The sequence below is a fragment of the Pseudomonas sp. CFBP 8770 genome (assembly GCF_014841705.1).
Lineage (GTDB): Bacteria > Pseudomonadota > Gammaproteobacteria > Pseudomonadales > Pseudomonadaceae > Aquipseudomonas.
Genome location: NZ_JACYUL010000008.1, coordinates 130,269 through 144,966, shown reverse-complemented (window position 1 = coordinate 144,966; position 14,698 = coordinate 130,269). Strand labels below are relative to the sequence as shown.

The window sequence follows — 14,698 nt, the reverse complement described above, 5'->3', positions numbered from 1 at the left end:
TTGCGGGTACTGCTGATCAAGACCTCGTCCATGGGCGACGTCATCCATACCCTCCCGGCGCTGACCGACGCGGCCCGTGCCGTGCCAGGCATTCGTTTCGACTGGGTGGTGGAGGAGGGCTTCGCCGAGATTCCGAAATGGCATCCGGCCGTGGACACGGTCATTCCGGTGGCCATCCGCCGCTGGCGCAAGAACCTCTGGCAGGCCTACAAGAGCGGCGAATTCAAACAGCTGCGCCAGCGCCTGCGCGCCAACCGTTACGACTTGGTGATCGACGCCCAGGGGCTGCTCAAGAGCGCCTGGCTGACGCGTCTGGTCAAGGCCCCGGTGGCCGGCCTCGACAAGGGCTCTGCGCGCGAAGGCCTGGCCAGTCGTTTCTATCATCGGCGTCTGGCCGTCGCGCGTGGCCAACATGCGGTCGAACGCGTGCGCCAGCTGTTCGCCCTGGCACTGGGCTATGACCTGCCCAAGGGCACTGGCGACTACGGCCTCAATCGCCTGCAGTGGCGCGACTTGATTCCCGGCCCGGCGTTCGTGGTGTTCCTGCACGGCACCACCTGGGACACCAAGCACTGGCCGGAAGTCTACTGGCGCGAGCTGGCCGAACGCCTGGGGCATGCCCACATTCAGGTGCGTTTGCCGTGGGGCAATGAAGCCGAACAGGCGCGCGCGCAACGCATTGCCGCGGGCCTGAAGAACTGCGTGGTGCTGCCTCGGTTGAACCTGGCCGGGATGGCGCAGACCCTGGCCGAAGCACGCGCCTGCGTGGCGGTCGACACCGGCCTTGGCCATCTGGCCGCCGCCCTCGACGTGCCGACCATTTCCCTGTTCGGCCCGACCAACGTTGGCCTGACCGGCGCCTACGGTCGCGGTCAGATTCACCTGGCCAGCGATTTCCCCCCCTGCGCGCCGTGCATGCAGAAAACCTGTACCTACCAGCCGACGCCGGAAGACCAGCGTCGGTTCGATCTCAAACGCGAGTGGCCGCTGTGTTTCACCCGGCTCGACCCCGAGCGCGTGGCAAGCCGACTGAGCACCGTGTTACTGGCCGAGGATCTCCGCTGATGCAACTGGCATTCGTGCTCTACAAGTATTTTCCCTTCGGTGGGCTGCAGCGCGATTTCATGCGCATTGCCCTTGAGTGCCAGCGCCGTGGCCACAGCATCCGCGTCTATACGCTGATCTGGGAAGGCGAGGTGCCCGAAGGTTTCGAGGTCCACGTCGCGCCGGTCAAGGCGTTCTTCAACCACCGGCGCAACGAGAAACTGCTGAGCTGGATGCAGGCCGACCTGGCCAAACGCCCGGTAGACCGCCTGATCGGCTTCAACAAGATGCCCGGGCTGGACGTCTACTACGCGGCCGACGGCTGCTACGAAGACAAGGCGCAGAACCTGCGTCACTCGCTGTACCGCTACTGGGGGCGCTACAAGCATTTCGCCGACTACGAGCGGGCCGTGTTCGGGCGCGATGCCAAGACCGAAATCCTGATGATTTCCGAGGTCCAGCAACCGCTGTTCATCAAGCATTACGACACCCCGCTGGCACGCTTTCACCTGTTGCCGCCGGGCATCGCCCACGACCGTCGTGCGCCGCCGGACGCAGGCTTGATCCGCGCCGAGTTCCGTGGCGAATTCATGCTCGAGGACGACGAGCTGCTGCTGGTGCAGATCGGCTCCGGTTTCAAGACCAAGGGCGTGGATCGCAGCCTCAAGGCCATGGCGGCCTTGCCAGCGGCGCTGCGCAAGCGCGTGCGGCTGATGGTCATCGGCCAGGACGACCCCAAGCTGTTCCAGGTGCAGGGCGCAGCGCTCGGCCTGGGCGACCGGGTGCAGTTCCTCAAGGGCCGCAGTGACATTCCGCGCTTCCTGCTCGGCGCCGATGTGCTGATTCACCCCGCCTACAACGAGAACACCGGCACGGTGCTGCTCGAAGCGGTGGTGGCTGGCTTGCCGGTGCTGGTCTCGGCGGTGTGCGGCTATGCCCATTACATTGCCCAGGCCGATGCCGGGCTGGTGCTCAGCGAGCCTTTCGAGCAGGAAGAACTCAACCGCGACCTGCAGCGCATGCTCGAAGACGACGGCGCCCGCGCGGCTTGGTCGGCCAATGGCCTGGCGTTCGCCGACAGCGCCGACATCTACAGCATGCCCGAGCATGCTGCCGACGTTATCCTGGAGGCGCGACCATGAAGCTTGTGCTGGACGAGCCGTTCAAGACGCTGTGGGCCGGACGCGATCCCTTCGTGGCCGTCGAAGCGCTGCAGGGCGAAGTGTTCCGCGAACTCGAAGCACGTCGCACGCTGCGCACCGAAGTCGACGGCAAGGGCTATTTCGTCAAGATCCACCGTGGCGTCGGCTGGGCGGAAATCGCCAAGAACCTGCTCACCGCCAAGCTCCCGGTGCTCGGCGCCGGCCAGGAATGGAAAGCCATTCAACGCCTGCGCGAAGCCGGCGTGCCGAGCATGACGGCGGTGGCCTACGGCGAGCGCGGCAGCAACCCGGCCGATCAGCATTCGTTCATCATCACCCAGGAGCTGGCGCCTACCATCGACCTGGAAGTGCTGAGCCTGAATTGGGCCAGGCAGCCGCCGCAACCGGCGCTCAAGCGCGCGCTGATCGCCGAAGTGGCGCGCCTGGTCGGCATGATGCACCGCGCCGGCGTGAACCACCGCGACTGCTACATCTGCCACTTTCTGCTGCACACCGACAAGCCGGTCACGGCCACGGATTTCAAGCTGTCGGTGATCGATCTGCACCGCGCCCAAGTACGTCCGCGCATCACCCGCCGCTGGCGCGATAAGGACCTCGCCGCGCTGTATTTTTCGGCTCTGGACATCGGCCTGACGCGCCGCGACAAGCTACGCTTCCTGCGCGACTATTTCCAGCTGCCCCTGCGCCGCGTGCTCAAGGAAGAAGCGGTGCTGCTCGGCTGGCTCGACGGCAAGGCAAATAAGCTGTACGACCGCAAATTGCGCTACGGGGATGCCCTCTGATGGCGGGCTGGAACCTGGAAGCGGGCTACGCGCACCTGCAAGCCGACTTCGGCAGCCTGGACAGCGTGTTCGCCCTCACCGGCGAGCGCCTGACCCGTGACCCGCTGTCCGAGGTGATTCGCGTGCAGCGTGGTGGGGTCAACTACTATGTGAAGCGCTACGTGGGTGCCGGCAAGGGCCTGCGCGCGCACCTGGGCAAGCCTCGGGTGAAGGCCGAATGGCAGAACCTCAAGCGCTTCGCCAAGTGGGGCATTCCCACTGCCGAAGTGGTGGCCTGGGGCCTGGAACGCAACGGCGCCAGCTATGACCGCGGGGCGCTGATCACCCGCGAACTGGCCAACACCCAAGACCTGCACCAGCTGGCGCTCAGCGACGATCCGCGATTGCGCAACCGGGCCTGGGTCGACCACATCAGTCGGCAGTTGGCGCAGCATACGCGCACGCTGCACGACAACCACTTCACCCACAACGATCTGAAGTGGCGCAACCTGCTGGTGGACGACAAGGACGTGCTGTACTTCATCGACTGTCCCAATGGTGCGTTCTGGCGCAGCTTCATGCTGCGCTATCGCATCATCAAGGACCTCGCCTGCCTGGACAAACTGGGCAAGAGCGAACTGTCCAACACCCAGCGCCTGCGCTTCTACCTGCAGTACCGCCGCCGCGAAAAGCTCAATGCCTCGGACAAGCTGCGTGTGCGCAAGATCGTCAAATTCTTCGAGGGCCGCGAATGAGCGACTTCATCGCCAGCGAGGAGCGCGCCTTGCTGGAGCGCCACGGGCTGGCCACATTCGATGCACTGTGGAACCTGCAACTGGACGCCGTGGACGAACCCAACACCGGCCGTGGCGGCTGGAGCAGCGTGTATCGCCTGGACCTGGAAGGCCGCGGTTTCTACCTCAAGCGGCAAAGCAACTATTTGACCCGGACCCTGGCCCGACCCTTCGGCGAGCCAACCTTCGCCCGCGAGTTTCGCAACATCAGCCGCTATCGCAAGCAGGGCATCCCGGCGTTGCAGGCGGTGTTCTACGGGCAGCGCCAGGTTCAGGGTGAAACCCGTGCCATGCTCATGACCCGAGCGCTGGACGGCTGGTCCGACCTCGAAGCGGTGCTGCAGCAGTGGCCCACCCTGGCCCCCGAAGAGCGCCGCGCGGTGCTGGTGGCCTGTGGCGAGCTGGGCCGCATTCTGCATTCGGCGGGGCAGGTGCATGGCTGCTTCTACCCCAAGCACATTTTTCTGCGCGCCACGGCGAGCGGGTATCAGGCGCAATTGATCGACCTGGAAAAGACTCGCCCGCTGCTGTTCGGCCAACGCGACCGCGCCAAGGACCTGGAACCCCTGCTGCGCCGCGCTCCGCGCTGGCAGTCTGCAGACATTCGCGTATTACTGGCCGCGTACCTGGCCCAGCCCGAAACCAGCCCCCAGGTCGACGCTTGGCTGCAGCGCCTGAGCCGCCGCCGCAACCACAAGGAAGGCCGCTGATGCGCCTGTCTGAACTGACCCAAGCCGGCCGCGCCCCAGCCCTGCCATTGAGCATCACCCTGGCCGATGCTGCCGGCCCTGCCGAGCTGCAACTGCTGACCCTGTTGCGCGTGCTGCCCGGCCAGCGCTACGTCGGCGCCGGGGTCTGGCGTGGGCGTACGGTGCTCGCCAAACTGCTGGTCGGCAGCAAGGCCGCCCGGCACTTCCAGCGCGAACTGGAGGGCGTGCGCCTGCTTGCCGAACAACGCCTGACCACCCCCCAACTGCTCGCCGACGGCCTGCAGGAAGGCGAGGGCGGCTGGCTGCTGTTCGAGTACCTGGAAAACGCCCACAGCCTGGCCGACGAATGGGCCCGCGTGGAAACCCTGCCACCCCTGGCCGACGAACAAACTGCCGTGCTCGGCGAAGCCCTCGGTGTCATCGGCCAGATGCACGGCAAAGGCCTTTGGCAACAAGACCTGCACCTGGACAACCTGCTGCGCCACAACGGCCAGGTGTTCCTCATCGACGGCGCCGGCATTCAGGCCGAACAGATCGGCAAGCCTCTGTCGCGGCAAAAGGTCCTGGAAAACCTTGGCGTGTTCTTCGCCCAGCTGCCCAAGCACCTCGAGCCCTTCACCGAAGAGCTGCTGGTGTACTACCTGCTGGCCAACGGCGAACACGGCCTGCCCATGGAAGCGCTGCAGAAGCAGATCGACAAGGTGCGCGCCTGGCGTCTGAAGGACTATCTGAGCAAAGTGGGTCGCGACTGCAGCCTGTTCAGCGTGCAGGACAGCGCCTCCAGCCTGCGCGCCATTCGCCGCGAAGAAGAGGCGGCGCTGCTGCCAGTGTTGCGTGATGCCGATGCCCTGCTCGAACAGGGTCATATCTACAAGACCGGCGGCGCCGCCACGGTCGGCCGCGTGCACAGCCAAGGCCGCGACCTGCTGATCAAGCGCTACAACATCAAGAATCTGCTGCACTGGGCCAAGCGCTTCTGGCGGCCGAGCCGCGCCTGGCATTCGTGGGTCGAGGGCAACCGCCTGCTGTTCCTCGGCATTGCTACCCCCAAGCCCCTGGGCGTGCTGGAAAAACGCGTGCTGTGGCTGCGCCGCGAGGCTTACCTGGTGACCGAACACCTGAGCGGCCCGGACCTGATCGAAGCCTTTGCTGCCCATGTCGATACGGCTGACGTGCCCGAGGATCAGCTCCAGGCCCTGGACCAGCTGTTCGCCGACCTGATCCGCAAACGCATCAGCCACGGCGACCTCAAGGGCCACAACCTGTTCTGGCACGCCGGCCGCTGGGCGCTGATCGACCTGGACGCCATGCAGCAACACGCCAGCGACAGCAGCTTCGCCCCCGCCCACCAGCGCGACCGTGAACGGTTGCTGCGCAACTGGCCGGACGGCAGTGCCCTGCGTGCGCTGCTGGATCAGCGTTTGCCCCGAGAAATGTAGCCGCAACGTACGTCGCGCACGGAAATCAGGACTCTTCCTGCATCTGCGTCGGATGGGTCCTACAGACGTACTTCCACAACTCCCGGAAACTCCTGTCGTTTGGCGGCCCTGCTTGGGCCAGCGGCAGAGCAGGGGGTTTGGACATGAAACTGGGCTACTTCATCCGGTTGGGCGACAAGACATCGTGTGGCGGCACGGTCCTTGGTGGCGAGCGGAGTGTCACCCTGCTCGGCGTTCCGCGTTCGCGCGAAGGCGATCGCGTGTCCTGCGGAAAGAGCACCGGCGAGTTCCACATCGTCGGCGGCGTCGAGCAGCTCAAGAGCAACGGCCGGCGTGTCGCCGGCAGTCTCGACAGCACCAGCAGCTGTGGCTGCAATGCCCTGCTGATCCCGTCTTCGTTCAGCACCCAGTACGAATCATCGAAAAAGGTCAAAGCGCGACATACCCTAATGCCGCGGTCTAGTGCGGTGCAAAATTGTGGCCATCCGGACCAGCTGCTGTCGATCACCACTTACATGGCCGGCGAGATCAATCGTAACGTCCGCCACGCCGTCGTGAGCAAGATCAAGCAATTCAACCTCTACGATGCAACCAGCGCCATGCGCACCTACCAAGCGCTGCCTTGGCATGCACGTTGGTGGGTGCGCAATCCACAGCAGGTGGCCAGGGCCTGCAAGGACGAAGCAGTGGCACTATGGGTTGAGCGGATGGACGAAAATCGCGAGTGGAACTACCGCACCAAAGTCGCGCAACTGCAGAGCTCCACCTGGCACAAGCAAGGGCAACATCTGTATCACGTCGGTCTCTGGGGCGGTATTCACTACGGATACCTGGGCATGGCTGCAGGCTTTCGCCCAGGCGTACTGGTCGACGGCATCGACGCGCAGACGCCTTTGCAACAGCGCACTTTGCGCCACTGGCACACGCCCGCCGAACGGCTGGCAATCAACATCGGCGTGGCGTTGTACCAGCGTCATCCCGAAGGCTTGCTCACGGCCAAAGCCATGATCAATGCAGTGCTCGCTGCCGAGCAGGAGAACTGGGGCGCGGGCAGGCGCGAGCATCGCTGCGCGGGTGGCGTACGGCAGCCCGCGGCGTCGATTCATGCCTTGCCCTCGTGCCCGCCGCGGGTGCCAACCATGTAGGCAGCCTTGCTCACGCCGCTGCTTAAGCTAGGCCTCCCGAACCTGCGAGGCAAAGACCATGAGCGACGCAACATCCCTCCCTCCAACGACCGTCACCGACAACAACACCGTACAGCTCGACCCGATCGTTTCCAACATCCGCTATTGGGAAGGCAAGATCGCCACCTTGATGCGGCAATACCCCGACATCGAACGCGCCGCGCTGCAGATCGCCCGGCAGGTGCTGGAGCAGGCTGGGCTGCTGAACCTGGATCCCTATCAGGTGTACTGGCACTGGTTCGACTCGGCCAACAGCAGCTCGCGCACCTACACCGGCTGGGAGCATTACGGGCCGCCCAAACAGTCGATGAATCTGGTCGAATTGGTCATGCGTCGCTTCGATCTCGACCAGCAACGCAACAGCGACCTGCTGGCGCAGATGGGCGGCTTCTACCGCATCGGCAAGTCGGCACATGCGTTCAACGAGCACAACGAGATCCGCCTGGATCCGCGCAAGGTGCTCGCGTATTTCTGGCAGATCGATTTCTCTGCGTACTACGCCTCCCGGCTGCGTGGGTTCTGGTTCAACAACCACAGCGTCTATTGCACGGTCTCCAAGCTCAGCATGCTCTGCAACGCCACGCTCAATTGCCAAAGAGGTGTGCTGCGCATCGAAGATTTCATGGAGATATACGCCGTGGTGGTCAACGACTCGAGCAGCCCCTTCCGACCGGAAAAGCTCAGCGGCGATGTGTCGATGGCGTCCTCGACCACCCTGCTCAGCTTCGACATCGAAGGCATCGTCAGCCACACCATGCTGCGGTTTCGCACGAAGGCGGGGCGCGAAATCATCTACTGCGCCATGCAGGATCCGGCCTTCGTCGCCTTTACCGACGCCGAGCAGATGTACACCTGGGTGCAAAGCTATCTGCAGACCGACGACGAGCGCATCCGTTTCGGCCTGCAGTTCCTGCGGCCCGAGCATGACCCGCACGGGCAATGGAACACCCTGCAAGGCCACCTGCGCACAATTGCCAGCACCCCCTGGCGCCAACGCAAGACCCGGCTCAATGTTCAGCAGCAGGTGCTCGATGGTCACGCCTTCAGCTTCCTGACCGACCACTTGCAAGCCGACATGGAGCGCGATGCCCGCTACCTGTTGGTTTCCAACGACCAACTGAGCAAAGGGTTGTGGCTGGGCTATCTGGAAGCCTCGCTCAAGCTGTACGGCATCTTCAGCGTAATGGGCTGGCCCATTGCCGCGCTGTCGATCGCCGCAGGCCTGGGCGCGGTGGGTCTGTACACCGACAAGGCCATCAACGCGGTCGACGAGCGCGAGCGCACCGAGGCCACCCGCGGTGCGGTGCTGCAAGCCTTGAACGTATTCCTCACACTGCCCCTGCTGGGCGATGTCACGTCCTTCGGCGACTACGAAGAAGCCAGCGTGCACATGGAGGTGGAAACCGGCTGGGGAAGTGAACTGGACCTTGCCATCGGCGACGCCGACGACACCTTCAGTACCACCAGCAGCGACAGCCACACCGATTTCGAGCCACTGGAACTGAGCCATCACGATGGCGAATCCAGCGCCTCGGCTTCCAGTGAGCCATCCCCTATCCAAGGCGGCTCCGATCATGCCGATCTGCACGACTGGCGTCCGGCCGTGGTCCGAGGGCGCGACTTCCAGGCCCGAACCCAGGGCGCGCTGAGCGGGTTGTACGTGCGTCTCGGGTCGCAGGTCTACGCCCAGATCCAGGGCGTGTTGTATCGGGTGCGGTATGTGCCATCCCTCAAGCAATGGGCCGTGGTCGATCCGCTCAACCCCTATGCCGCCGATACCTGCATTCCACTGACACTGGATGCCAAGGGTCACTGGCAATCGGGGCAGCGGACCACGTTGGGCTCACCACTGGATGCGCAGCCCGCCATCACCTGGGATGTTCCGCGCACCGAACTGGCCAGCACCGTCGGCCTGCCGCCGTTGGCCACGCCCATCCGGGTAGCCGTGCCCATGGACGGCGTGGAAAAGATCCTGGATCGCTACATGGTTCGCCTCACACCGCGCGGCTCGCTGTTGGCGATGTACGACGCGCAGGAGCAGACCTGGCGCCTCAATCATTTGGGCAACACCGATTACCTGTGGCGCACGCCCGAAGGGCAGTGGCGCAGCGGTGATCGCGGGCAATGGCTGGCGGCGAGCGCTCACACGGCCACACCTCGGGTGATCAAGAGCGTCGTACTGCCGCCACTGCCCGCGCCAGTGGTCAGCGCCCCGGCCATTCCGCAGATGCTGCACTACCTGTGGGTGGGCGAAGCACTGCCTGCGCCCGAGCTGCTCGATAACGTGCTGGCCAATGCCGCAATGATGAAAGGTTGGCGCACCGTTCTGCATGTCGACCTGGACAACCAAGCCTTACTCGACACGCTCGAAGAGCATTTTCGCGGCAAGCCCGGTTTCGAGATCAAGCCACTGGCCGAGCAGGATTTCTACACAGCGCTGCTGGCAGGCGACAGCGGCCCGCAGTACCGCGCCTGCCGCACAGGCCTTGCGAAAAACTACGCTGCCGCCAGCGACGTATTGCGCTACCCGTTGATCGACGCCTACGGCGGCGTGTACATGGACGTGGACAACACCTTTACCGGCGTCCATGACAACCTGCAGTTGCCCGCAGGCCCCGACGACGTACTTCTCGACGACGCCATGGTACTGGCCGACGTGCCCTACAGCGGCTACAACGGGCATGTGTTCGCCAGCCACCCCAACAACCCGGTGCTCAAGGCCGTCACCCGCGCCATGCAGGCGCGTTTCAAGGCCAGGCCGGATTTCTATGCGACGCCCCGGCCCATCCTGGACAAGGGCGCCAGCGCCAGCGAGACGCGCACCTTCTGGCAGTATGTGAAAAACACCTTCGAAATGACCGGCCCGCAGGTGCTCGACGACGTGCTGCGCGAAGCCCGCCCCGACTACTACGACCTGCTGCTGCGCGCCGACCTCAAGCAATCGCTGGGCATCAGCTCGCAGGCCTATGAACAGCGATTGGAAGCCTGCATCGAGCATTACTTCCCGTTTGCCAGCAAAGTGGAGGTGGAAGTGGGCAACCTGCATTCCTGGACGTCTACCCGCTGAATGGAGCCGAAGACACCAGCCCTGCAAACACCCGCCTTCCTCTCTGTGGGAGCGGGGCGGGCAGCCAAGCCCTCCCCTGTGGGAGCGGGTCTCTGCCCGCGAAGAGGCTCCAATTGTCGCTGCACAATCCCGATCCAGCGCTGAATGCACCGACGCCTTCGCGGCTGCACGCCGCTCCTACAGGGGTGCTGTGCACGGCTGGGGCAACAGCAGCGCCCGCACCACCGCCTGCGCGCTTTCAATGCAATGCAACGTCACGCCCAACAACCTCCGATCCGGCGCATCGCACAATTCATTCGCCGACAACTGAGCGCATTCCAGCAACACGCCGAGTTGCGCCAAGGCATCCTCCAGCGCGATGCCCGCATTCACGCTGAACAGCGCCGGCCTGTCTGCGGCGCTGACGCCCACGGGTACGGCTTGGGTTTGGGTAATCTCAACCATGGTCAAAGTCCTTTTGATCGCTTTCGAGCACAGGCGGCCGAACCGCCTGCGCGGTAGGGGTTTCAGCCTCGGCGCCAGAACGGCCACCAGCGTCGCGGTGGTGGTGTGGGCATCTGTGCGTTGCGACGAGCAGCCGCCATTTCGGCACGCTGCTGGGCGAAGCGAGCGGCCAGCGTATCGCCGTCTACGCGTTCGAAGACACCGGGGTAATGGAACAGGGGGTGATCGGGTGGCAGAGGGACGATGGGCGGATCGGGGGTCGGCTTGACCATGGTGGAGCTCCTTTTGCTGTGGAGCTGCCACGTTCGTTTCCAAGCGAATGGGTGGCAGCTGTACGCAGGTTGGAAAACCGGGGCAAAAGGAACCCGGCAGGCGCGAAGCCTCCCGCGCACAGCCGCCATAACGCGAAACGTCAGGCATAAAAAAACGCCTGCAATCACGGTGCGGCGCTGATGCGCCTTTTGCCTTTCGGGTTTCCAAGCCCGGCCGCTGATTTGGCAGCGACAGAAAAAGACTACCTAATCGTCTTGCTGAAGACAACATCTAGTGAGGTAGGCCCCATGCCGAATTGAGCGGCGATGCATGGCGTGTCCAGCCTCTACGGTGAAAGCGTTCCCCCTTCAATATCGAAGGGGGACGTCGACGCGATCTACTCGGGCAAGTTGCTTAGCATGCGCCTTGAATACTGTGTAAAAGGGGGCGCGCAAGCCAGCAGCTGCGAAGCGGCTCACACTATTGTGCGATGAGTACCACTTCTACAGCCGCTGGATAAATGCATTGTTGCTGATTTACAATAAATCAACTACTCCAAACGAACCTAAAATTATCCATCCCCAATCCGAAACCTATGCTTACAGTCACGACTAATCGAGTACACGGGCGGTCATTAGAGAACGTTTCTGTTACTAAACCCCAAGCCCCTACACGTCCGCTTTTAAGCAACCCTCCATCGGCTGCGTAGTATTGAACACCTGCATCATAATTGTTCTTCGCAGTATTGTATGTAATAGACGTTGCTCCGGCATGAAGATCTATCATACACACTCCGATTTCCTTTCGAGCGCTTATGTGAGTGCCTCGCATATCCTGCCACACTAGGTGATCTTCAGGGTACCTAGTTGTTGCACAGTTATACAAAGTCATTGTTGGCGCTCTATACCCTTCTAGCCCAATATCGGTATCTGGTGGAATGCTCTCAAAGTATTCCGTAGTCGCAAGCGTCAACCTACTGAATCCTATAGCGTTTGAAACCGGCGCCGAACCATACAACGCTTGCGCCGTCAGCGAATGTGACCCGACCGCCAGTCCTGTTACGCTCGCCGTCCAAGTTCCACCTGCATCAACAGAAACGACGCCCTTGGAAGTTGCGACGTCGATCAGTTCTACTTGCTGACCGGCAGTTGCGGTACCACTGACAGTCACGCGGCCGTCATACGTCGTGCCTCCCGCACTCACCTCGCCTTTCGAATCCCGAACACTAGTAATCACCGGCCTGATATCCGCTACCGCCTTGACCTTATAAACCTTCGCCGCAAACGTTACCGCGTTCGCCTCCATCTGCGTCCCGTCCAATCCTGCCTTGAACGTAACGGTCAGGGCACTACCATCCTTGAGTTGCTTAAGCTCGGTGATGGGCAGGTTGGTTGGCCAGTAGCCGTCCATTATCCAGGTGGCGTTGACCCTGGAACTGCCCGCGGCCCAGATGGCTTTCGAATATGCCGTACCGTCGCTCTTGGTACCGCTCAGGGTCAACCACACGGCTTGCCCTTCGGCTATCAACGGCCATACGCCCACGTGTAGCGTCGCAGCAGATGCGCTGGACACATCGAACTCCGGCCCGGCGCCAGCGTTCGCAGCTTCCTGAATGGTCAACTGGCTCAACGCCGTAGCCGGCAACGCCTGCACCTGCAATGTCAATACCTCCGACACCGGCCTGACCGTGCCATCCTGGCTCACTGCGTAGAGCACCTGCACCGCTTTGCCCAGCGATGTAGCAAGCACATCAGCAGGAATAGACCCCTGAGCCTCACCCGCCACGCTGACGGTAATGTATGAAACCGTCTTGTCGACATTCCCCGGCAAGCGCCAGAACGGCATGACGATATCGCCCACTCGCAGCCGCGCATCGCGCAGCACGAAGTTCGCCGTGTTTGCGTCTGCGGTACCTGGTTTGACCGGGCTCCATGAACTGACCGGCGCGCCGCTGTAGTCATGAATCTCGGGCGCCGGCCACGTCTGGCTCGCGGCATCCTGCACCGAGATCAGCACACTTCCGGATACACCGGTGGCGCCCGCCGTGGGGATCAACTCGTACCCAACGTTGACGGAACCGTTGAGGTTGGGGTCCACGTAGCGGGTCTTGTCCACCCAGAAGCTCAACTCGCCTACCGCAGCAATCGGCAGTTCCAGCGGCGGCGCAATGCTGGCGCTTGGGCCATCCCAGTGCAGTCGCGCCTTGCCGCCGATGTACAGCGGCGAACCCACGGTGACCTTCACGGTGATGCCACCGGCAATCAGATCGGCAGGGTCCAGCACATCGCCAGGCTTCAACGCCGGGCTGAAGGTCGGCTCGGGCAGCAAGGCGCCCGCGCCGACCACGGTCAAGGCCAACGCTGGCGAGCGATATACGGTGCCATCGGCTTGGGTGACGGTGTAGGACACGTCCAGCGTGCCGCCGATCAGGTTCGTGGCATGCACCTTCGACACCTGGAACGTGATCGGCCCACCCGCACTGCTACTGTCAATGGGTCGCTGCTGTTCATGATATTCCGTGCCATTGGCGCCTATGCCACTCCAAATCAGGGTAACGGTGCTGCCGCTTGCAAGCAGCGGGTTGGCCAATACGGTCACTTCGATGGAGGCTTCGCCGATGGCCTCCGGCGCCAGCGTGCCGCCGGAGGCACGCGGCACTTCGGGTGCCTTGAGTTCGTTGCGGGTACCCACTACGCCGAACGTGGAGCCGCTGGAACTCTTCGTCGCCCCACCGGCGGCAGGAATTGCCGTGTAGTACACGTACGCCTGGCTGTCGATCAGCACTTCGGCAACGTCCTTGGGCACTTGAAAGTTGAGGAAGCGATTGGTGCCCAGCTGCAGCGCTGGGGTGCTGTAGTCTTGAAAAGGGCCTTGAACGGGGCGCCCGGTCCAGTGCACGACGATGTTGTCGGTGGCGGCAATGTCCGGATAACGGTTGACCCGTACCTCGACCTGCCCGTCGGTAATGTCGTCGATGAGCAGGTCGCCGCTCTGGGTGCCTTCCACGGTCGGTTCAGGCAACGAGCCACGCGCATACACGGTGGTCAGCACGCTGGGGCTGTAGCGCGAATAGTTCTGCACCTTGTCGCGGATGCTGTAGCGCACCACCAGATCGGTGCCGGGCCGGTCGACGATCACACTGTTGGGCACGGTAACTGTGATGCTGCGATTCAGGTCAGCGGTGACCAGCGGGCCGTACGGCACCACCGTGCCGGCCCAGAACAGCGAAATGACATCGCCGACACTCTGATGGGTGTACTGCTCGATGGTCACGGCCAGGTCGCCCACGGCGCTGGCGTCGGTGATGAGATCCGGCACACCGTAGGGCAGCGCAAGGCCGGGGTTGAGCGAGGGGTCGGTGGCGTCCGGTGGTTCGGGTGGATTGCCGGGAACGGTGAGCTTGATCGGGACGGCCAGGGTCTGTGAAGAGCGCTCGTTGCCGGAAACGTCGCGCACATGGTAGTGAACGCTGGCCTCGACGGCGTCGGGCGCAACATAGAAAGGGTCGACGATCAAGGCAAGGGTGGCACTGGGGTCGGTCACCTCGGCGTAATCGATGTACTCGTCGTTCCAGTACAGGGTAACGATGTCATCCTGAGCAATGCTGCCATAGGGCGGGACACGTACGGGCACACCTGCCTGGGCATCTTCCTTGTTGACGCCGCCATGGGACTCCATGGGGGGCACGATAGGCGCGTAGACATAGGGATCGGGGGGCACGCCACCGTGTCGTGCGTCATGATTGAAATGGTCGTTGGCGTGGGTGGCTTTGCGAATGGCGCGCAATAATGAACGCGGTGGATTTTTCATGATGGTTCACCTCAGGTGCAGTGGGGACTC

At 63.1% G+C, this 14,698-nt stretch carries 11 protein-coding genes; 8 read left to right on the top strand and 3 right to left on the bottom strand.

Annotated features, from left to right (window positions below):
- The 8 genes from waaC to IFT98_RS18505 all read left to right on the top strand — a co-directional run bounded on the left by waaC (nt 1) and on the right by IFT98_RS18505 (nt 10,162).
- Nucleotides 1-1,065, top strand: coding sequence for a lipopolysaccharide heptosyltransferase I (gene waaC / locus IFT98_RS18540; RefSeq protein ID WP_192050987.1), 1,065 nt, complete (start codon nt 1-3; stop codon nt 1,063-1,065).
- Nucleotides 1,065-2,186 carry a glycosyltransferase family 4 protein gene (locus tag IFT98_RS18535; RefSeq protein WP_192050985.1) on the top strand — a complete coding sequence of 374 codons (1,122 nt, stop codon included), beginning with the start codon at nt 1,065-1,067 and terminating at the stop codon, nt 2,184-2,186. Before waaC ends, IFT98_RS18535 begins: the two co-directional genes overlap by 1 nt.
- Complete coding sequence (rfaP, locus tag IFT98_RS18530) at nt 2,183-2,989, top strand: lipopolysaccharide core heptose(I) kinase RfaP (protein WP_192050984.1); 807 nt, start codon at nt 2,183-2,185, stop codon at nt 2,987-2,989. The genes IFT98_RS18535 and rfaP overlap by 4 nt, the downstream gene beginning before the upstream one ends.
- The gene (locus IFT98_RS18525; protein ID WP_122479756.1) at nt 2,989-3,723 is read left to right on the top strand and encodes a lipopolysaccharide kinase InaA family protein; all 735 of its coding nucleotides are present in this window, start codon (nt 2,989-2,991) and stop codon (nt 3,721-3,723) included. Before rfaP ends, IFT98_RS18525 begins: the two co-directional genes overlap by 1 nt.
- Nucleotides 3,720-4,472, top strand: coding sequence for a lipopolysaccharide kinase InaA family protein (locus IFT98_RS18520; protein ID WP_192050982.1), 753 nt, complete (start codon nt 3,720-3,722; stop codon nt 4,470-4,472). The genes IFT98_RS18525 and IFT98_RS18520 overlap by 4 nt, the downstream gene beginning before the upstream one ends.
- A complete protein-coding gene (locus IFT98_RS18515) occupies nt 4,472-5,911 on the top strand; it encodes a lipopolysaccharide kinase InaA family protein (RefSeq protein WP_192050981.1) in 1,440 nt (479 codons plus the stop codon). The genes IFT98_RS18520 and IFT98_RS18515 overlap by 1 nt, the downstream gene beginning before the upstream one ends.
- A gap of 143 nt (nt 5,912-6,054) precedes the next feature.
- Complete coding sequence (locus tag IFT98_RS18510; RefSeq protein WP_192050979.1) at nt 6,055-7,056, top strand: PAAR domain-containing protein; 1,002 nt, start codon at nt 6,055-6,057, stop codon at nt 7,054-7,056.
- Nucleotides 7,057-7,114: 58 nt separating this feature from the next.
- On the top strand, nt 7,115-10,162 hold the full coding sequence (locus IFT98_RS18505; RefSeq protein WP_192050977.1) for a glycosyltransferase family 32 protein: 3,048 nt from the start codon (nt 7,115-7,117) through the stop codon (nt 10,160-10,162).
- A gap of 177 nt (nt 10,163-10,339) precedes the next feature.
- Here the strand turns inward: IFT98_RS18505 and IFT98_RS18500 are convergent, their stop codons facing one another.
- The 3 genes from IFT98_RS18500 to IFT98_RS18490 all read right to left on the bottom strand — a co-directional run bounded on the left by IFT98_RS18500 (nt 10,340) and on the right by IFT98_RS18490 (nt 14,668).
- Nucleotides 10,340-10,606, bottom strand: a complete 267-nt coding sequence (locus tag IFT98_RS18500; protein WP_192050964.1) for a hypothetical protein — start codon at nt 10,604-10,606, stop codon at nt 10,340-10,342.
- A gap of 62 nt (nt 10,607-10,668) precedes the next feature.
- A complete protein-coding gene (locus tag IFT98_RS18495; protein WP_192050975.1) occupies nt 10,669-10,878 on the bottom strand; it encodes a hypothetical protein in 210 nt (69 codons plus the stop codon).
- Nucleotides 10,879-11,404: 526 nt separating this feature from the next.
- A complete protein-coding gene (locus IFT98_RS18490) occupies nt 11,405-14,668 on the bottom strand; it encodes a hypothetical protein (RefSeq protein ID WP_192050974.1) in 3,264 nt (1,087 codons plus the stop codon).
- Nucleotides 14,669-14,698 lie beyond the last annotated feature (30 nt).

Coding starts and splice junctions, on each gene's coding strand:
- IFT98_RS18525 (WP_122479756.1), top strand. CDS start 2,989: ATGGCGGGCTGGAACCTGGAAGCGGGCTACGCGCACCTGCAAGCCGAC.
- IFT98_RS18500 (WP_192050964.1), bottom strand. CDS start 10,606: ATGGTTGAGATTACCCAAACCCAAGCCGTACCCGTGGGCGTCAGCGCC.
- IFT98_RS18535 (WP_192050985.1), top strand. CDS start 1,065: ATGCAACTGGCATTCGTGCTCTACAAGTATTTTCCCTTCGGTGGGCTG.
- IFT98_RS18520 (WP_192050982.1), top strand. CDS start 3,720: ATGAGCGACTTCATCGCCAGCGAGGAGCGCGCCTTGCTGGAGCGCCAC.
- IFT98_RS18510 (WP_192050979.1), top strand. CDS start 6,055: ATGAAACTGGGCTACTTCATCCGGTTGGGCGACAAGACATCGTGTGGC.
- IFT98_RS18515 (WP_192050981.1), top strand. CDS start 4,472: ATGCGCCTGTCTGAACTGACCCAAGCCGGCCGCGCCCCAGCCCTGCCA.
- rfaP (WP_192050984.1), top strand. CDS start 2,183: ATGAAGCTTGTGCTGGACGAGCCGTTCAAGACGCTGTGGGCCGGACGC.
- IFT98_RS18495 (WP_192050975.1), bottom strand. CDS start 10,878: ATGGTCAAGCCGACCCCCGATCCGCCCATCGTCCCTCTGCCACCCGAT.
- IFT98_RS18505 (WP_192050977.1), top strand. CDS start 7,115: ATGAGCGACGCAACATCCCTCCCTCCAACGACCGTCACCGACAACAAC.
- IFT98_RS18490 (WP_192050974.1), bottom strand. CDS start 14,668: ATGAAAAATCCACCGCGTTCATTATTGCGCGCCATTCGCAAAGCCACC.